Raw genomic sequence first — 19,877 nt, forward strand, 5'->3', positions numbered from 1 at the left:
AACAAAAAGAGGGACCTGACGATGAAGCGTCGGGTCTCTTTTTTGGTGCGGCGTGCACCCGAGGTAGACGCACCAGTCCCGATCTATCGGGTAGGGGCAGTTGTGGGTGCGAGTACAGGTTTTGGGCATCTGAGGGCGTTGTCTCTAAATCCGCTAGAGGCTTGACCAACCGCGTTCGCCGCCAACCTAATGACACGTTGAGGCCGTACGCACCTGTATTTTCTACAGCAAATTTCTGTTTTCAGCGCGAAAAATTTCAAAGACTTGCATTTCATACAGTAAATTCGGTTGATTTTACCGTAAAATGGGGGGAATACAACCTATTTTTGAAAAATACATGTACTTTTTGCAGGATTAATGATTCTTTCGCATGTTAATGCAGAATTACATGTATTTTTTACAGGTTCGCACACCGGGAACGCTCGCCCGCCCGCCAGGAGGCTGGACCCAGGCTACTCCCAGGCTACTCCCAGGCTACTCCCAGGCTATTCCCGCCCCTCGCCACGATGCTTCGGCTTGAATTCGCTCGGCGATTGTCCCGTCCAACGCCGGAACTGCCTCGAGAAGTGGCTGGCTGACTGGAACCCCAGCCGCTCCGCGATGTCCGCCACCGGCAGGTGCGTGGTGACGAGCAGTTCTTTCGCCAGCTTGAGCTTTTGCTGGCTCATGTACTGCCGGGGTGACAGGCCGTACACCCGGGAAAAAAGCTTGCTGCACTGGCTGCGGCTCATGTTCAGCTCTTTGGCGATGCCGGCGATGGTCGCCTCGCCGTCGCCTGACAACCCCAGCGCCAGCTTCTCCTCAATCAGGTGCGCAACCTCGGTTGCGAACAAGGACGCGTCGCCGGCGGGGGCCACTGCTTCGCTCGCCGCCTTGTGCCGCCGCCGCCCTCCTGGCCCGCTCGCGCCGGGATGCTCGCGAACATACGCCAGCACATCATGAATGATGAGCAGCGTATACGACTGCACGAGCAGCTTGTCTTCGAAGCGCAGCGAGACAGGGGCATGCTGCGGCTGCTCCCGCCCGCGATCTTCCGCCCGCCCCGCATCGACCCTCCGCTCATATTTCCGCCCATCTCCGTTGGTGCTGTACTCCATGGCTGCACCCGCGCCTGCGCCTCCCAGCTCCGGATTTCGCTCCGACACCTGCTCCAGCTCGCCGACATAGTGCCGCAGATTCCGCGAGGCCGCTTCCTCGGCCGTGATGAGCCGGTACGGCTCGGCGGCAAGGAGGCTGCGAACCTCCGGATCGTCCAGATCAAAATGGACGTTAAAATACCGGTACGCCCCAACGAACGGATTGGCCGTTCTATGCCGGACGCCGCTCTTGATGAGCAGCCAGTCGCCGGCGCGCAGGGTGATCGTGCTGCGCTGCACGTCTTGCACCACTTCACCTTCGAGGCAGTACAACAGCTCGAACAAATGGTGATGGTGCAGCGGGTACGTCCAGCCCGGGGGCTGAACCCCAAAGTGACAGCCGATGACCTGCAAGGTCTGCACGATATTCGGAAAGCGGTACGATTGTTCCATGGAAGCTCCTCCTTATTCCCCCATCATACCACGCCCACATCCAAGTCAGCACATTTGGTATAGAAATCAACCCATTTGGCGATTGTAGGAACTCCCCTATATAAGCGATGATGGAGGTACAATCACATCATTTATGGAGGGACTTCCATGGCAACTTTACAAGCACAAAACCAACAATTTCTACTGGACGGCGAGCCCATTCAACTGTTATCCGGCGCCATCCATTACTTCCGGGTCGTGCCCGAGTATTGGGAAGACCGGCTGCTTAAGCTGAAAGCCTGCGGCTTCAACACCGTCGAGACGTACCTGCCGTGGAACCTCCACGAGCCGAAGGAGAACGAGTTCAACTTCAGCGGGTTGGCGGATGTGGAGGCGTTTTGCCGACTAGCGGGGAGTCTGGGGCTGCATGTAATCGTGAGACCGAGCCCGTATATCTGCGCGGAGTGGGAGTTCGGCGGTTTTCCGGCGTGGCTGCTGCGCTATCCGGACATCAAGCTGCGCTGCATGAACGACACGTACTTGCAAAAGGTAGACCGCTACTACGACGAGCTCATCCCGCGCCTCGTTCCGCTGCAAAGCACGCACGGCGGACCGATCATCGCGATGCAGATTGAGAATGAGTACGGCAGCTACGGCACCGATACCGAATATTTAACGTACTTAAAAGATGGCCTCCTAGGGCGCGGCGTCGATGTGCTGCTGTTCACGTCCGACGGGCCGGAGGATGGCATGCTGCAGGGCGGCACGGTGCCGGGTACGCTGGCCACGGTGAATTTTGGCTCGAAGCCGGAGGAAGCTTTCGCCAAGTTCCGGGAGTACCGCGGGGAGGACCCGCTCATGTGCATGGAGTACTGGAACGGCTGGTTCGACCACTGGCTGAAGCCGCACCACACGCGAGATGCCGCTGACGTGGCGGACGTGTTCGCGCGCATGCTAAAGGCTGGCGCTTCGGTCAATTTTTACATGTTCCATGGCGGTACGAACTTCGGGTTCTGGAACGGCGCGAACGATCAGGAAAAATACGAAGCGACCATCACGAGCTACGATTACGACTCGCCGTTATCCGAGTGCGGGGACATCACGGACAAATATGTGGCCGTACGGGACGCCATCCTCGCGCACACCGGCCAAACCGCCGACCAGTTGCCGCCACTGCCGGCGCCGATCCTTAAGAAAAGCTACGGTACGGTAGCTCTGACTCACAAAGCGGACCTCTTCAGCCAGCTGTCGCACCTTTCCGCCGCTGTACGCAACCGCACACCGCTGCCGATGGAGCAGATCGGCCAGGATTACGGGTTCATCGTGTACTCGACGAACGTTTCAGGACCGCGCACGGGCGAACAGCTGCGCATTCAAGACGTGCATGACCGTGCGCTTGTCTTCCTGGACGGCGTTTACCAAGGCACGGTGGAGCGCTGGGATAACCGTCCACTGCCAATGGACATTCCAGTCGGCGGCGCTAAGCTCGACATTCTCGTCGAGAATATGGGGCGCGTCAACTACGGGCACCGGCTGCACGATCCGAAAGGCATCACGACCGGCGTGCGGATGAATAATCAGTTTCTTTTTGACTGGACGATATATCCACTCCCGATGGACAATTTAGGGGCATTAACGTTTAATGACGTATCGACGTCGAGTCAGGACGCGAACGCCAGCAAGCCGGCCTTTTATCGCGGTGAATTTCAGGTCGCGGAGAAGGGCGATACGTTCCTGCGCACAGATGGCTGGAAAAAAGGCGTCGTATGGGTGAACGGCTGGAACCTTGGACGTTACTGGGAACAAGGGCCGCAGCGTGCACTCTATGTCCCGGCTCCGCTGCTCAAGCAAGGGGCGAACGAGATTATCGTGTTCGAGCTGCACGGTACGGAGAACGGCAGCGTAGAGCTGTCCGATAAGCCGGATCTAGGTTAGGTGGCGGAGGCTCCCGGCCCCAAGCTGGTACCCTGCCCCTGTTGAATCCCCAGCCTCTGCCATGTAAGATGAAAGCATACAGCAAGAGGAAAGGTACAGCTATGTGGGCCTATACAGTACAGCAATTTCGCGATCTCTCGCCGGGCGTCAGAAGGTTTATTGCGACGGAGAGCTTGTTTGGCATCGGTTCGGGCATCTTTAATCTCATTTTAAATTTACATTTGTTAGACCTCGGCATCTCCAAAGGGGATATTGGCCGAATCACCTCGCTCGGCGCCTTGATCATGGGGCTGGCGAGCTTGCCCGCGGGCTTCGCCGTCAAATACATCGGCCGCAAAACGATGCTCGTCGGCGGCATGCTGCTCGCTTTTCTGGCGCTCATCCTGTTCGGGCTTGGCACCGGGATCGGCACGATAACCGCCGCGCAGGTCGTATGGTCGCTCAGCATTACCGCGATCGTCAACTCGGAAATTCAGCTTATTTTTGAGTACTGCCGCTCGAAAAAAGAAGAAACCAGCGCCTACTCGCTGCTCTTCGCGATTTTTACGCTGTTCACCGGCATCGGCACGTGGCTTGGCGGGTATTTGCCGCTTTGGCTGCCAGGGCACAGCACGGTTTACCAGTACGCCTTCTTTGTGGCCGGCGGCTGTCTGGGGCTGTCCGGTCTGCTGCGTGGCGTGCTGCTGCCAATCGCGCCGGACAAAGCCCAACCCGGGGCTTCCACGGCGGAAGCGCCGACCAAAGCCAAAGCCAAGAGCAAGCACGCACTTTCGTTCCTTGTGCTGCTCTCGGTGCTGATTTTCAATTCCGGCTTCACCTTCTGCATGCTGAACCCGTTCCTGAATGTCATCCTGAAATTCCGGTTCGGCATGGAGGATGGCCAAATTTCCGGGCTGCTGGCCTTGTCGGGCTTCTTCTTTTTCGCCGGATCGCTGCTCATGCCGTATGTGTTGGAGCGCTGGGGCAGCCGCCGGACGTTCTTTATCCTGTTCGCGTATAACGCGCTGGTCGTGGCGCTGATGGCGGTGTCGATGCCGGCCTCCGTTTTTGCGGGGCTGCTGCTGATTCGCGGCGCAGGCTTCACGATGCTGAATAACTTGATGGACAGCGAATGCATGTCAGCCGTTGCCGAGGAGGACCGCAACTTGTTTGCAGGCATGCGAACCGTATCGCGAAGCATCGGGAATACGATCGCTTCCTATTGGGCGGGATATTTGCTGGCAGGCAATCATTATGCGCTTCCGTTCGTATTGACGGGGCTTGCGCTGTTAACTGGATTCGGCGTATACGCCTGGTTCGTGCAGGGCAAGCTCGATCGAAGGCTTGGGGCGCAGGGGTAAAAAGGAGGTGTGAGCCGTGTTCGCTTACTTGAAACGTGTCGTGGAAGCCTGGCGCGACTATCCGCTGCCGAAGGGAAAAGTGCTTCAGGGCCGGTATCGGATCGACCGTTTTCTGGGTATAGGCAGCTACGGCCTCACCTACTTATGCCGGGATATGGAAAGTGGCACGGACATCGTCCTCAAGCAGGCGAAGCCGAGTAAAAAGCGGCTTGGCCGCGACCTGCTCCGCCGCGAGCAGGCGCTGCTGCAGCAGCTCACGCATCCGGCGATCCCTCGCGCTTATGAGCTGTTTCAGAGCGCTGGGCGAGAATTTCTTCTCCTGGAGTATCGCCGAGGGCGGACGGTGGAGGATTTGATTTTCGAACGGGGGCAGCGATTTGGCGAAAAGGAAGCCCTGCAGCTCGTCCGCCGTCTGCTGGACATCGTGGGCGATGTGCACGCACAGGGCATCGTGCATCTGGACATCCGCATCCCCAACGTGCTGCTGGACGGGGAGCGGATGAGCCTTATCGACTTCGGTCTCGCGGCCCGGCTCGGGGAACCGGCGAGACTTCCGGCTGATGCAGACGAGGAGTTCATTCGCAAAAGAACGGTCGCCGTGACGTCGGATTTGTATGCGATCGGCCATTTCCTGTTGTTTATGCTGTATTCGGCGTTCGAGACGCCGCAGGAAGGGGAGCGCAATGCGCGAGGTGAGTGTGCAGGGGAGCGCAGCGGGAGTAGCGAGGGAGGCAGGTGCGCTGGGGAGCGAGGCAGCAGCTGCGAGAACGGCAAGCACGCTAGTGGGCCCCCTCTCTCCGGCTGGGAGCAGGAGCTCGACGTCTCGCCGGCGACCAAGGCGATGCTGCGAAAGCTGCTGCAGCTCGATCCGCCGTATCCGGATGTGCGGGCATGTGCGCTGGCATTGGATAAGCTGTTGCAACATGAAGAAAACCGCCTGGGGTAGGCGGTTTTCTTTGCGTATCGGAACGTGTTTCCTCGAAGTGTCTCTAGGCCATCAGGGAACGTTCCCGTCCCGTCGAGGACGGCGAAGCACTTGATCTTCGATGTTGTCTGGAAGCAGCAGAGCTAATCGGAATTGTGTCGCACACACCTGCATTTGTACAGGTAAATGTGCCGAGTACGCTGCCTTTGCTGCAAAGAGATGCAGAATGTACAGCAAAATCCGACTATTTTCGCTGAAAAAGCACCACGAGAGCGCATTTGGCGAAATTTAACTGTACTTTTTGCAGGATTTCTCGCGATTTAGCCTAATTTCTGCTGATTACATGTACAAAATACAGGAAGTTCCGCGGCTGCGTGCGGCAACTAGGGCCATCGTGAGAAGGGAGGGCTGGAGCTGAGACTTCGTTTGCGGCCAGTTAGCTCGAGCTTCCACGCCGATTTTTATAATACTGATGCCCTTGCTGATTATGGTAGCCGTAACCACCGCGGTCATCTGAGGAATAACGGCGCTGCATTGGCGTATGGCGGTGGGAGCTGCTGTGGCGGTAGTATCCGCCTTGCTTATGCTTGGAATGAAGGACGGACCCGAGAAGCTTATGGAACATATGCTTGAACATGATGTCTGCCTCCTTTGGTTGGATTGCACCGTCCGGGAGGAAAGTGCATTGATTTACTAACCTTTACGAGAGGCAGCCCCATGTGGTTTCACTTAGCCCTCGGTTTGGGCGCTCAGCCGCTCAAGAATGCGCCGTTTGCGGTACAGCATGTGGGCGGCTTCACCCACATCATTCAGCGTACCGCGGTTGATCCAGGCGCCGAACAGCATGCCGGCCACGGGGATGAGCTGGAACAGCTTTTTCCAGCCCCAGTTGTCGCGGTACGTGGCGAATACCTCGCGCCAGCCTTGGAGCTGCGACATCATTTGGCGATTCGCCTTGTCCACGGTGGCGTAAGCAGCGAGCTCGTCGAGAATCGCCTTCTTGCCGACGATGTCCGAGGAGGCGAACTGCAAGCATTTTATCGTGAAAATGCGTTCCTGCTTCTCATTCGGATCGTAGCCGTAGCAGATGGCGATCTCTTGGATCGTTTTGAGCGAGAGTCCCAGGACGGCGGGAATGTCGATGGCCAGCGTCAAAAGGCCGCCAATACCGGTCGTCGCCCCCTGCAGGGTGGCGAGATTGGAGCGCGAACGGATGAGCTCGTCGGCCACCTGTTCCATCACGCGAAGCGGGAAATCGCCCACGTCCCCGATAGTCAGCTCGCGGGCTTCCTCGTCCTCGCGCGGCTTCCACCCGGCAGCCGCCTTCAGCTGCTGCAAGGTCCCCTGCTCCGAAACGAGATATTTCCCGCCGGCCTGCACGTAGTGCCCGAGCTCGTCGAGCGCCTCGCCGATTTTGCTGCTGAGCGCTTTGGGTGTAAATCGATCCAGCAGTTGAAACGGCAGGCGTCCAATTTTTTCCCAAAACCAGAGGTCCTTCTGATCTTGCTCCCATCGTTCAATATCCTGAAGCGCTAGGCGCAGTTCTTCGGTCGATTCCATATCAAACAACCTCTCCTTTTCTCTCCAATACGTTTCACCTGCGGGCCGGTTGCTATTCTTTTGACATTTCCTCCGACTGTGATAATTTTAGAAGTGAAGAGCAGAGCATTTTGAATTGTTTTGAACGCCCCCTTTGATAAGATGGAGTCGTCATCAACAATAGAGAACATGAAAGGGGCAGTAACCTTGAAAAAGCTAAGCCAAACTGTCGTAAGCGCTCTCGTAATCGGGGGGCTATTAGCAGGGTGTTCCACTCAGGACGATCAAGCTTCGACAACCTCCGCAGCACCGAAATCAACAGATACCGCCGTTAAAAAAGAAGAAAAAGTCAAACTCACGTTCTGGAGAAACTCCGGGAACGATACGGAGAATGCGGCTTATGATAAGCTCGTCGCGTCTTTTATGGAGAAGTACCCGAATATTTCCGTGGAAATGACGCCGATCCCGTATTCGGATTATGATACAAAGCTGCGCGTGTCCATCGCGTCCGGCTCCCCGCCGGATATTATGGCGCTCGATGCGCCGACCGTCGGCTCTTATGCCAATGCGGGTGCGCTTAAGCCGTTAACGGCGTATTTTAAAGCGGATGGCAATATGGACGATGTGCCGAAATCGACGCTGGCCACCTACACGTATCAAAATGAAATCTACATGGCCCCGCTGACGGAATCTTCCATCGCGATGTTCTACAATAAAAAAATGTTCCAAGCCAAGGGCATTCCACTCCCGTCCAAAAACCCGGATGAACCATGGACCTGGGATCAAGTGCTCGACGCGGCGAAAAAGCTGAACGATCCGGCCGCAGGCGTCTTCGGTATCGATCCGGCGCAGGGCTTCGGTAATGCCGGTGCGACGGCGTACTTCAAGTACCCGATCATCTGGCAGTTCGGCGGCGAAATTATGAACCCGGAAGGCACGACGTCCAAAGGCTTCCTGGACTCCGCTAGCACGAAGAAAGCGGTCCAGTTCTTCTCCGACTTGTACAACAAGGATAAAGTGTCCGCGCTGGAGTATCCGCCGGATCCGTTCCCGAACGGCAAGCTGGCGATTACGATTGACGGCTCCTGGTCGCTTGCGAACCTGAAGGACAAGTTCCCGAACTTCAAGCTCGGGGAAGACTACGACATTGCACCGCTGCCAAAAGGCACGCAGCAAGCCGTCGCGAACGGCAGCTGGGCGCTCGGCATTTCCGCCAAAAGCAAGCATCCGGACGAAGCGTGGAAGTTCGTTAACTGGGTGACCGGCCACGACGGGCAAATGACGTACGCGAGCATGACGAAGGACATTCCGTCCCGTTACTCCGCGGCGAAGGAGTTCCCGGAGCTGAACGAGTATCCGAAGAACATTTTCGTGGTGCAAAATCAGAAGTACGGCCGTCCGCGTCCGATTACGCCGATTTTCCCGCAAATGTCTGACGCGGTGAACAAAATGTTTGAAGATGTGACCATCGGCAAGCGAAACGTGGATGCTTCCATTGCTGAAGCCATCGCCACGATTGACAAAGCGTATGCCGACATGAAGGCGCAGCAGAAATAGCGCGGCTTCACGCAAAGAGACGAATCATACCTATGATCGTCTCTTTGTTGTCGTTTTTCATAACGGAGGAAAAAGGGGGGAGATTATGTTTTTTTCATTGCGGAGCCGATTGATGGCGGTGTTCTCGGTGCTGCTTATTATCCCGTTTGCGGCGCTGGCGTATATTGTGAGCGAGGAAGCGACGAAGACGATCAAGGCGTCGATCGAGTCTGGCGCGGCGCAGACCATCGAGCAATTCGCCTCCCACGTCGTGACGCTGCTGACGCAGGTGGAGGATACGGGCAATCAGGTCGTGAGCTCGCGAACGACGCAGGAGTGGCTGAACGTCCATCTGAATGCGGACAATACGATTCAAGAGCGGGTGTTGACGAAGCAGCGGCTGCGGGAGTATTTGTCCTCGTACGCGGTGAATACGTCGAATGGCGTGTCGATCAGCGCGTTCGCCGAGGATGCAGGGGGCTTGTGGACGCAGGATACGACGTACCGGAGCAGCGCGTGGTTCCTCAATTTTATGGAGGCGGGAAAGCGCTGGACGACGGCGCACAAGGATCCCGACCAGTCGGATGAGTATTTGCGGACGCGGTCGGTGAATGCGTACCTGTTCCCGCTGGTGCAGCTGCAATCGCTGCGCAACGTCGGTTTTATTAAGGTGAACTACCCGACAACCCTGCTTAGAGACGCGATTGATAAAATCCGAATCGGCCGCACCGGCAGAGTCGTGCTGCTGACCAAGGACGGCGAAAGCGTGCTGGATCAGCCGCTCGGCGAGCAAAAAGAGCTCGTGCAGCGCGGCCTCGCGCACATTGCGGCGGAGTCAGGGGAAGAGACGAGTGGGATTTTTCCCATGCAGGAGGACGGGGGAGAAAATCTGATCTTCTTCCGCAAGCTGCCGGCACAAGAATGGATCATTGTCGGCATGGTGCCGGAAGGCGAGCTGTACCAGAAAATTACGCAAATCCGCAGAACAATCGTAGTCGTGACCGGATTGCTTCTGCTGCTCGCCATGCTGGCGGCGCTGTGGCTGTCCGCGGGTATCACGAAGCCGCTCAGCCATATGGGGCGGGCGATGAAGTATGTGCAGCGCGGCGAGTTCGGGCAGGCGCTTCAGGTCATGCCGAAGGTCAGGGAGGGCCACAGCGAAGTCGACTATGTCATCGGCGTGTTCGAGGGGATGACGTATCGGCTGCGCGAGCTGATCGAGACGGAATTCGCCACGAATCTGCGCCGCAAAAACGCGGAGTACAAGGCATTACTGCTCCAGATTAATCCGCATTTTTACAATAATACGTTGGAAATTATCTCCGGGCTGGCTGCTATGAAGCGGGAGGATCTGGTTATGGACGCAACGGAAGCGATGGGCAAAATGATGCGATACTCGCTCAATCTGAACCGGGATTGGGTGACAGTTGCGGAAGAGATGGCTTATATTCGCGATTATGTTTTGCTGCTGAGGCTGCGGCATGGGGAGCGGCTGCACGTGGCGATCGAAGAGGATCCCGCGGCGTCGCAGGTGCTGATTACCAAATTTATTATCCAGCCTCTGGTGGAAAATGCCGTGAAATATTCGCTGGAGAAGGCAGGCACGGCGCGGGTTGAGATTCGGACGCAGGCGGAAGAAGAGCGCGTTCGCCTTGTGATTCGCGACAACGGCGTCGGCATGCCCCCTGAACTGGTGGCCGACCTGCAGGCCGAGCTTCGCGGCGGGGAGTCCGTCGCTATTCTCAGCAGTGAAGGCCAGAGCATCGGGCTGCGCAATGTGCTGTCGCGGTGCCGGCTCGCCTATGGGGAAGCGTTCAAGGTCGAGATCGATTCCCAGGTTGGTGAGGGGACGGAGATTGTACTGTTTGTACCCGTGAAAGGAGGTGACGAGCGCCATGTACCGTATCATGTTGGTGGATGACGAGATTGGCGTACGCAATAGCATCAAGGCAAAAATCGACTGGAACGCTGCCGGTTTCATGATCGTGCAGGAGGCGGACAATGGGCTGGCTGCCATGCAATTGTTGCAGGAAGGACCGCTGCCTGACGTCGTGATCACGGATGTACGCATGCCGCAGATGGACGGGATGGCGTTCGTCAAGGCGTGTAAAGAGGCATACCCCGAGCTGCGAATGATCGTGTTGTCGGGCTATTCGGATTTTGAATATATGAAGGCGGCGATTCAATACGGGGTGAAGGATTATTTGCTCAAGCCTGTTGTACGCAGCGAGCTCACGGCTTTGCTGGGCCGATTGGCGGAGGAGCTGGAGGCGGATCGGAGCCGGTTGCTTGAGCAGGAGCAGGAGGAGCGCAAACATACAGAGCTGCTTGGGGTCATGCGAGAGCAGTTGATCTGGCAGCTTGTGAAGGACGAGTGGTTCAGCGTCGCGACGATGAAAGAGCGGATGACGCAGCTCGAACTGGGGGCGCTGGCTAAGGATGATGTTCGCGCCCAGTTCGTGACCGTCGAGATGCGCATTCCGCCGGGGCGTCTGGACGACTGGAGCGAGCGGAAGGATCTGCTCTACCTCGCTTTTCAGCTGATGTGCCGGGAGTCCGCGGAAAAGCTGGCACACGTGTATCCGTTTCATGCGAGCAGCCATCCGGCGCTGATGCATTTTCTCGTGCTCGTCGCGGACGAGGCGGGGCATTCGCGTCTGATGGACGACTTCGTGCGCAGGCTGCGGCGCGATCTGCAAAGCTATCTCCGCGTAGCCTGCGTCATCGGCGTCGGCGAGACAACGTCCGGCCTGCGGCAGCTCAAGGACGGGTACGCGTCCAGCCTGCTGGCGTGGAGCCAGGCGACGACGGAGGGCGGCGGAGCGCAGCCCAGCGCGCAGCTGCTGGCGCTGACGCACGCCTTCTCGCCGGAGGTCGAACGCAAGCTGATGCAGGCCATCGAGGGCGTGGATATGGCGGCGTTTGCGAAGCAGCTGCAGGGGATTTTTGCGGCGGAGCGGGGGGACACGCCGATGTTCGTCTTTACGTTCCTGACGCTGCGCATCATCCTGCTGTTCCACGCGATTGCGAAGAAGTTCGAGCTCGGCGACGCCTCGCTGCAAAGCTACCTGTGGAACTGTCAGCTGGCGGTGCGGGACTATTCGTCCCGGGAGCAGGTGCTGGAGCTCCTGCTGGAAATGGCGCAGCTCGTCATGGACGAGGTGCGGAAGACGCGCTTCTCCAGCGGCCAGCAAATGCTGGAGGCGATCCGCAAGTATGTGGACGAAAACTACACGTACGAGCTGTCGCTGGCTTCGCTCGCGGAGATGTTCCACCTCAACGAGACGTACTTGTCTGGGTTGTTCAAGCAAAGCGTCGGCAGCACCTTTAGCGACTACGTGACCAAGCTGCGGCTCACCAAAGCAGCCACGCTGCTGGAGGAAGGCGAGCTCAAGCTGACAGACATCGCCACGCTGGTGGGGTACTCCAGCGCGAGCTATTTTAGCACGGCGTTCAAGAAGTGGTATGGCAAAGGGCCGAAGGAGTATCGGGAGGAGCGGGGGAAGCGGTCGTGAGGGGAATGTAGAGGTACGGAACGAAATGCCTGCGAGTGAGCAGGCATTTTTTCTGTTTGTAGCGGAATTGGGATGAATGCCTGCGAATAGGCAGTTTTTTCCTTTGATTTCTCGGAAATCGTGTACATTCGTCGAAAATTCCTGCCAAATCGCAGGCTTCACCTGACATCAAGGTGGATGGTGGAGAGATTCCTGCATTTTAGCAGGCTTTGGTAGGGGGAGAGCAGGGTGTCTGTGAGGGAGAGCAGGAGGTAAATGAGCAAATTGAAAGCTCACACCCGAGCATATTGAAATCTTTCCGCAGTCCAGCCCGGTACAATAGCGATACGGAAAATTTGGGATGGTGCAGGAGGAGAACGTATGCAAAAGGCAGCAGGCATGTGGACGATCGGCGCAGCAGCGGCGGTGCTGCTGGGATGGGGGGCGGTAGCGTTGCTGAGTCATAGCGAGGAGATGAGAGGAGCGGGACAGGGATCGGAGGCGGCTGTGAGCGCGAACGGGCAAGATGCAGCAACGGGAGCTGTCTCGGGAACCGGAGGGCAAGTTGCAGGGATGGAAGCTGCTGCGGGAGCTGGCGGACGTGGTGCGGCAACGGCAGGGCAGAACACAGAAGGGAAAACAGCGACAGGAGAGCCGGCAGGATTCCATTACTCGAGTGATCCCAATTACTATACGGAGACGTTTCGTCCGCAGTATCATTTGTCGCCGGAAAGCGGCAATATGAGCGACCCGAACGGGATGGTGTATGTTGAGGGCGAGTATCACCAGTTCTATCAAAATAGCGGGCAATGGGGCCACGCGGTGAGCACAGATTTGCTCCATTGGGAGCATCTGCCTGTGGCGCTGGCGCGGGACTCTCTGGGCGAGATCTGGTCGGGCAGTGCGGTGGTGGATGAGAAGGATACGAGCGGCTTTTTCGGGGGCAAGGCGGGGCTGGTTGCGATTTTTACGCATTTTAAAGGCGGCTTGCAATCGCAGAGCATTGCGTACAGCTCGGACAAGGGGCGCACGTGGACGAAATATGAAGGGAATCCGGTCATTCCGAATCCGGGGCTGAAGGATTTTCGCGATCCGAAAGTGATCTGGTACGCGCCGACAAAATCGTGGGTGATGGTCGTGTCCGTGGACAATCGGGTGCGTTTCTACACGTCGCCGGATCTCAAGACATGGACGATGACGAGCGAGTTCGGCAGCGACCAGGGCTCGCACGCGGCGGTTTGGGAATGCCCGGATTTGTTCGAGCTGCCGGTGGAGGGCTCGAAAGAGAAGCGATGGGTGCTGACGGTCAGCATCGGCAACAATACGGCGACGAAGGGGTCGACGGCGCAGTATTTTGTCGGAACGTTCGACGGTCGCACGTTCAAGAACGACAACGCCCCATCCGATGTGCTGTGGACGGATTATGGCAAAGATTTTTATGCCGCGGTGTCCTATTCGGACATCCCGGCGAAGGACGGCCGCCGCATCTGGCTCGGCTGGATGTCGAACTGGCGGTACCCGTTCGCGATGCCGACCGGCGCGTGGAAGGGCAGCATGTCCATCCCGCGCGAGTTGACGCTGCGGGATGTGTCGGGGCAAGGGCTGCGGCTTGTACAGCAGCCGGTGAAGGAGCTGGCCGCGCTGCGTGGGCAGGCGGCGGTGGTGGGCAGGACGCCGCTCGCAGCGGGCGGCGGTTTGAATCCGTTCGACGGCCTGAAGGGGACGTCGTATGAATTGGAGACGGAGCTGACGGTGCAGCCGGATGCGCAGGTCGCTTTGGCGCTGCGGCGGAGCGCGGACGGCGCGCAAGCGACGGTCGTCAGCTATGATGCCGCAGCCGGCGTGCTCAGCGTGGACCGCACGCACGCGGGCGTCAGCACCTTCGAGAAGGGCTTCGCCGAGAAGGTGTCGGCACCGCTGAAGCTGCGGGATGGCAAGCTGAAGCTCCGCTTGTACGTCGACAGCGCCAGCTTGGAGGTGTTTGCAAATGACGGGGAGACAGTCATTTCGTCGATTATGTTCCCGGACCCGACGAGCAGCGGGCTGTCGGTCGAGGCCGTGCAGGGCGGCGCGGTGCTGGAGCGCGCGAGCTTGTATCCGCTGCAGACGGTGTGGCGGCAGGAGGACGTGAATAGCGATACCCCGCAGCGGATCGTGCTCAGCAGGCCATCGGCAGACGTACCGGTCGGGGGCAGTCAGGCGGTCGCCGCGGACGTGCTGCCATACCGCGCCCCGCAAGGGCTAACGTGGCGGTCGGAGGACGAGGCGATTGCCAAGGTGAGCGCGTCTGCGGAAGGCGGCGCGGTGGTGACGGGCATGGGCAGCGGATCGACGGCGATCCGTGCACAAACGAGCGACGGCCGGGTGGCGGCGAGTATGAATATTTTTGTTTATGAAACGAAGTAGTTAAGGAGACTTTCCGAAATAGATTACCGTTGGTAATTTCGGAAAGCTCCATAGGGGAAGGGGAGACTCGTATGGAAACTGCGGTAAACAACCAAGAGACAGCAGGAGGAGAGAACGTTCTGCGCAGGCGCAGAGCAAGCAGTTATCGGAGGCACGAGCAGCGGACGGCGTTAGGGTTCATTATGCCGGCGATGGCGCTGCTTCTCGTCTTCGTCTTTTACCCGATGCTGCAGGCGTTTCTGATCAGCTTCAAAAATTACTCCTTAGTCGGCGCAGGCGACGTTTTCGTCGGCTTGGATAACTATACGCATTTGATGAAGGATCGCGCGTTCTGGGGGAGTCTGCGGCATTCGTTTTATTTTGCCATCATTGTGATTCCGATTCAGACGAGCATTGCGCTCGGGCTAGCGCTGCTGGTGCAGAAGCCCTCCAGGACAAGCGGGCTGTTCAGGACGCTGTATTTTATCCCGGTCATTATTTCGACGGCGGTCGCGGCTACGGTATTTAAGCTCATTTACAATAAAGAGTTCGGGCTGCTGAATTCCATGCTTAAGGCGCTGCATCTGCCGACGACGAGCTTTCTGTCCGATCCGCATACGGCGATGAACGGGATTATCGTGCTGGGCATTTGGAAGGGCGCAGGTTTTTTCATGATTATTTTTCTCGCGGGTTTGAATAACATCTCGCCGGATCTGTACGAGGCGGCCCGGGTGGACGGGGCTTCGCGGTTGCAGCAGTTTGCGCGGATTACGCTGCCGCTGCTTAATCGTACGACGGCTTTTGTCGTGATTATGACGACGATCGATGCGATCAAGCTGTCGGGGCTGGTGTTCGTGCTGACGAACGGCGGACCGAACGGGTCGACGGAGACGGTGGTCTTTTACATCTATAAGCAGGCGTTCACGCAAATGAGAATGGGGTACGCGACGGCGGCGGCGTTTGTGCTTTTTGCCATCGTGCTGACGATCTCGCTCATTCAGATGAAGCTGTTCAGTCGGAACGCGGACGAATAGGGGAGGGAACGTAATGAATAAATTGTGGAGCATGCTCAGGCTGGTGGTCATGGCGATTCTTGCGCTTATTTCCGTTGCGCCGATTGTGTGGATGGTGGCGGGGGCGTTTCGTCCGTATCAAGAGCTTTTTAAATATACGACGCTGGACTGGCATCTTATTGTTCCGGTGGAGTGGACGTGGAAAAATTTCCATAACGTCATTTACAACGCGCGGAACCCGTTCCTGCGTTATATCTGGAACACGCTGTTTGTCGCTTCGGTTGTCACGGCGCTGGTGCTGATCATTAACTCGATGGCGGCCTTTGCTTTTGCAAAAATCCGGTTCCGCTTCAAAACGGCGGTGTTCGCCCTGTTTATGTCCGCGATGATCATTCCCGGCGAGGTGACGCTGGTGCCGAACTATTTGCTGATGCACGATCTCGGCTGGCTGAACTCGTATAAAGCGCTGATCGTTCCGTCGATGTTGTCGGTGTTCGGGATTTTTATGCTGCGGCAGTTTTTTGCCGAGGTACCGAACGAGATGATGGAGGCGGCCCGGATGGATGGGGCGAGTCTGCCCCGTACGTATGCCGCGATTGTGCTCCCAGCGGCGGTGCCGGCGCTGATTACGCTGGGGCTGATGACGTTCCTCGGTAACTGGGACTCGTATCTATGGCCGCTCATTGTCATCAATGAGCAAAAAATGCAAATGATCCAGGTTGGCATCTCCACCTTTTCCTCCAATGAAGGGACGGACTGGTCGAAGGTGCTGGCGGCCAATACGTTGTCGACGGTGCCGATTTTGCTACTGTTCCTGTTCCTTCAGCGGTATTACATTCAGGGAATTACGATGTCGGGGATTAAAGGGTAGGCGCAATGCTGTCAAGATAAGGTGAAAAGCTATTCCGCCTGAACTGACACAAAAGGAGCGCCCCTACGTCAAGCCAGTTGAGCGGCTTTGTGTGGTCATGAACTGGAAAACCTCCAGTTTTTTCCCCCAGAAATGGCCTCCATGCTAACTGAGCTGGAAAATCTCCATTTCATTTCCGCAGTTTGAAGCGGATTGCTGCCAAAAGGGCAAATGAGCTGGAAGAATTCCAGTTCAGCACCCCGATTCGGGCGGAAATGCCAAAATAAACTGTAGAAATTCCAGTTCATTGGAGGGCGGCTTGCAAGTGGGTGGAGGCGCGAAATTCTGTAGTAGATATAACGGCGGCTCGCGGTGGAGAGAAATTGTGGCGAAGGAGAGTTATCCATGAAATATGATGTGGTGGCGATCGGCGAGTATTTGATTGATTTTACGCCGTATGGGGTGTCGGAAGCCGGTCAGCCGTTGTTCGAGCGCAATCCGGGAGGGGCGCCGGTCAATGTGGCGGTGGCGGTAGCGAAGCTCGGAGGCAGGAGCGGATTTATCGGAAAAGTCGGCACAGACCCGTTCGGCGCATACTTGCGCGAAGCGCTGGTGGAGCACGGCGTGTCGGACAGCGGCCTGGTCGTCTCGGACGAGGCGCACACGACGATGGCGTTCGTGCAGCTGGACGGCAGGGGCGAGCGGTCGTTTCATTTTGCCCGCCAGCCGGGAGCGGATCTCCTGCTGCGCGGGGAGGAACTGAACACGGCGATGCTGGACGCGGCGCGCATCTGCCACTTCGGCTCGATCTCGATGACGGCGGAGCCGGCGTACTCAGCGACGGTGGCTGCTGTGCAGCGGGCGCGAGCACATGGTGCGCTGATCTCGTATGATCCGAACTGGCGCGAGTCGCTGTGGCGGGATGCGGAAGCGGGGAAAAAGGCGATTGCGGCAGGTCTGGCGCTGGCCGACATCGTGAAGGTGTCGGAGGAGGAGCTGCGCTTCCTGACGGGGGAGCAGGAGTTGGAACCGGCTGCCCGCGGGCTGGCGGAGCGGCATGCGATCACGCTGCTGCTGGTGACGGCTGGCGGAGAGGGCGCGTACTACTTGCTTGATGGCAAGTGGGGGCACGTGCCGAGTTTGGCCGTTCGTACGGTAGATACGACGGGAGCGGGGGATGGTTTTTTTGGGGCTTTGTTGGGGGGCTTGGTGCAGGATTGGGCAAACCTGGAGATCTCGGCAACCCCGGAAAACCTGGCAACCCCGGGAACCCCGGAGACTCTGGAATCCTTGGAAGCCCCGGAAACCCCGGAAACCCCGGAAACCCCGGAAACCCCGGAAACCCCGGAAACCCCGGAAACCCCGGAAACCCCGGAAACCCCGGAAACCCCAGAATCCATGGAACCCTCCCAAGGCTTAGAGAGCTTATCCCCTTCCGCACGCTTGCGAGGCTGGGGGGAAGACCGGCTGCGGGCTGCGCTCCGCTTCGCGAATGCGGCGGGCGCGTTGGCAACGACGCGCAAAGGCGCGATTCCGGCGCTGGCGACAGTGGAGGAGATTCATAATTTGATGCAAGAGGAGGCCGTGGAATGAGCAAACTTCAGGAGAATGGACATGAGAAACACGAGGAGCTGATTCGTCAGGCGAATGCGGCGTTGGCGGAGAAGGCTGGAGCTGTACAAGACACCCCGTACCGACTGCGCTATCATTTGATGCCGCCGGCGGGGTGGATGAATGACCCGAACGGACTTATTTATTATCAGGGGGCGTATCACGCTTTTTATCAGCATTATCCGTATGAGCCAACCTGGGGGCCGATGCACTGGGGACATGCGGTCAGCCGTGATCTGGTGCACTGGGAGCACCTCCCGGTTGCGCTGGCGCCATCGGAGTCGTATGATGCCGGCGAAAGCGGCGGCTACGGCTGCTGGTCGGGCAGTGCAGTCGACGATGACGGCGTGCTAACGCTTATTTACACCGGGCATGTCGATGGGCGCACGCCGATGGAGGTGCAGTGCCTCGCGACGAGCACGGACGGGGTGACGTTCCGTAAGGCGGAGAACAACCCGGTGATCGCCGGGCCGCCGCAGGAAGGCGGCTTCGGGTTCCGTGACCCGAAGGTGTGGCAGCATGAGGGAGCCTGGTATATGGTCATCGGCTATGGCAAAGACGGCAACGGTCAGGCGCTGATGTACACCTCGCCGGACTTGCGCGAGTGGCGCTATTTGGGTGTCGCTGCGGAGAGCGACGGCACGATGGGGGACATGTGGGAATGTCCCGATGTGTTTCCACTTGGCCGCTCAGATGACCACGTGCTGATCTGCTCGCCGATGAATATGGGCGCAACGAAGACGCTCTACATGATCGGCAAGCTCGATCATGAGAACGGCCGGTTCGAGCCCCGCTTTGCAGAGCGACTCGATTACGGGTTCGACTTCTACGCCCCGCAGACGTTCATCGACGGCAACGGCCGCCGCCTCCTGCTGGGGTGGATGAACATCTGGGGCGCGCGCATGCCGGAGCAGGCGCACGGCTGGATGGGCGCGTTCACGCTGCCGCGCGAGCTGACGCTGGCGGCGGACGGCACGCTGCGCATGACGCCGGCGGCGGAGCTCCGCGCTTTGCGCGGTGAGCACCGCGGCTTCGCCGGCGTGCATCTGGCGGCAGGCGGCGACGTCAGCCTGCCGGGGGTTCACGGCGATGCGCTGGAGCTCATCGCCGTGTTCGATACGCGGCAAGCCGGCGGCGCTGCCGAGTTTGGTCTGAAGCTGCGCTGCTCCGCAGACGGCGCAGAGCACACGAAGGTTGCGTACGCCATGGCGGACCGCACCCTTCGTGTCGACCGCACGCACGCCGGCGCCGGAGAGGCCGGCGTGTGCGAAGTGCAGCTTGAGCCGCTGCCGGATGGGCGGCTCAAGCTGCATCTTTTCCTCGACCGTTCCTCGGTCGAGCTGTTCGTTGGTGACGGCGTGCGCACCGTCACCAACCGCATTTATCCCGCGCCGGACAGTCTCGGCGTGAAGCTGTTTGCCAGCGGCGGCGCATGCCTGCTGGAGAGTCTGGACGTATGGCGGCTCGCGGGTGAGACGCCGGAATAAAGAAGGGGAAGCCGAGGCTTAGCTGAGGCTTCCCTTTTTTCTGATTAAGAGAAGCTGAGCCAGTTTCTTGCGCATCCGGCTGATGTAAGCGATTGCAATCCCACTTATTCAACGCGGTATCTCCAAATTCCCCGAAATAGAAGGGCAAACCCCCTCTTAACTCCGCGGAATTCTGCCAAAAAGCGGCGTTTCTGCTCACTTAGAAGGGGTCTGCCCCTTCTATTTTCCTCATTTTTAGCCAAATTCAACGGATA

The 19,877-nt window shown here is 58.2% G+C and carries 14 protein-coding genes; 11 read left to right on the forward strand and 3 right to left on the reverse strand.

The annotated features are described in order from the left end of the window. Window positions 1-485: 485 nt before the first annotated feature. Complete coding sequence (locus ABE504_RS21665; RefSeq protein ID WP_430092537.1) at window positions 486-1,529, reverse strand: AraC family transcriptional regulator; 1,044 nt, start codon at window positions 1,527-1,529, stop codon at window positions 486-488. A gap of 147 nt (window positions 1,530-1,676) precedes the next feature. Between ABE504_RS21665 and ABE504_RS21670 the strand changes: the two genes are divergently transcribed. From ABE504_RS21670 to ABE504_RS21680, 3 genes are all read left to right on the forward strand, one after another. Then, a complete protein-coding gene (locus ABE504_RS21670; protein ID WP_430092539.1) occupies window positions 1,677-3,443 on the forward strand; it encodes a beta-galactosidase in 1,767 nt (588 codons plus the stop codon). Window positions 3,444-3,544: 101 nt separating this feature from the next. Continuing rightward, window positions 3,545-4,783 (forward strand): MFS transporter, encoded by a 1,239-nt coding sequence (locus ABE504_RS21675; RefSeq protein WP_430092542.1) that lies wholly within the window; start codon window positions 3,545-3,547, stop codon window positions 4,781-4,783. Window positions 4,784-4,799: 16 nt separating this feature from the next. Beyond that, on the forward strand, window positions 4,800-5,729 hold the full coding sequence (locus ABE504_RS21680) for a serine/threonine protein kinase (protein ID WP_430092544.1): 930 nt from the start codon (window positions 4,800-4,802) through the stop codon (window positions 5,727-5,729). A gap of 415 nt (window positions 5,730-6,144) precedes the next feature. Here the strand turns inward: ABE504_RS21680 and ABE504_RS21685 are convergent, their stop codons facing one another. Both ABE504_RS21685 and ABE504_RS21690 read right to left on the reverse strand, forming a co-directional pair. Beyond that, window positions 6,145-6,345, reverse strand: coding sequence for a hypothetical protein (locus tag ABE504_RS21685; RefSeq protein WP_430092546.1), 201 nt, complete (start codon window positions 6,343-6,345; stop codon window positions 6,145-6,147). 92 nt (window positions 6,346-6,437) lie between these two features. Next, the gene (locus ABE504_RS21690; protein WP_430092548.1) at window positions 6,438-7,268 is read right to left on the reverse strand and encodes an EcsC family protein; all 831 of its coding nucleotides are present in this window, start codon (window positions 7,266-7,268) and stop codon (window positions 6,438-6,440) included. 186 nt (window positions 7,269-7,454) lie between these two features. On the opposite strand from ABE504_RS21690, the gene ABE504_RS21695 reads away from it, so the two are divergent. The 8 genes from ABE504_RS21695 (at window position 7,455) to ABE504_RS21730 (ending at window position 19,623) form a co-directional block, all read left to right on the forward strand. Beyond that, complete coding sequence (locus ABE504_RS21695) at window positions 7,455-8,804, forward strand: ABC transporter substrate-binding protein (RefSeq protein ID WP_430092551.1); 1,350 nt, start codon at window positions 7,455-7,457, stop codon at window positions 8,802-8,804. Between the two features lie 85 nt (window positions 8,805-8,889). Continuing rightward, the gene (locus ABE504_RS21700; protein WP_430092553.1) at window positions 8,890-10,704 is read left to right on the forward strand and encodes a cache domain-containing sensor histidine kinase; all 1,815 of its coding nucleotides are present in this window, start codon (window positions 8,890-8,892) and stop codon (window positions 10,702-10,704) included. After that, on the forward strand, window positions 10,679-12,298 hold the full coding sequence (locus ABE504_RS21705) for a response regulator transcription factor (protein ID WP_430092556.1): 1,620 nt from the start codon (window positions 10,679-10,681) through the stop codon (window positions 12,296-12,298). The genes ABE504_RS21700 and ABE504_RS21705 overlap by 26 nt, the downstream gene beginning before the upstream one ends. A gap of 360 nt (window positions 12,299-12,658) precedes the next feature. Next, on the forward strand, window positions 12,659-14,683 hold the full coding sequence (locus tag ABE504_RS21710) for a GH32 C-terminal domain-containing protein (RefSeq protein WP_430092557.1): 2,025 nt from the start codon (window positions 12,659-12,661) through the stop codon (window positions 14,681-14,683). Between the two features lie 71 nt (window positions 14,684-14,754). Beyond that, window positions 14,755-15,696: a carbohydrate ABC transporter permease gene (locus ABE504_RS21715; RefSeq protein WP_430092558.1), complete on the forward strand. Its 942-nt coding sequence runs from the start codon at window positions 14,755-14,757 to the stop codon at window positions 15,694-15,696. Window positions 15,697-15,709: 13 nt separating this feature from the next. After that, window positions 15,710-16,546 carry a carbohydrate ABC transporter permease gene (locus ABE504_RS21720; protein WP_430092560.1) on the forward strand — a complete coding sequence of 279 codons (837 nt, stop codon included), beginning with the start codon at window positions 15,710-15,712 and terminating at the stop codon, window positions 16,544-16,546. A 384-nt stretch (window positions 16,547-16,930) separates the two neighbouring features. Then, entirely contained in the window at window positions 16,931-18,118 is a 1,188-nt protein-coding gene (locus ABE504_RS21725) for a PfkB family carbohydrate kinase (RefSeq protein ID WP_430092562.1), read from the forward strand. Then, on the forward strand, window positions 18,115-19,623 hold the full coding sequence (locus ABE504_RS21730) for a glycoside hydrolase family 32 protein (RefSeq protein ID WP_430092564.1): 1,509 nt from the start codon (window positions 18,115-18,117) through the stop codon (window positions 19,621-19,623). The genes ABE504_RS21725 and ABE504_RS21730 overlap by 4 nt, the downstream gene beginning before the upstream one ends. Window positions 19,624-19,877 lie beyond the last annotated feature (254 nt).

This window comes from Paenibacillus oryzisoli, from assembly GCF_050467285.1.
GTDB lineage: Bacteria > Bacillota > Bacilli > Paenibacillales > NBRC-103111 > Paenibacillus_E > Paenibacillus_E oryzisoli_A.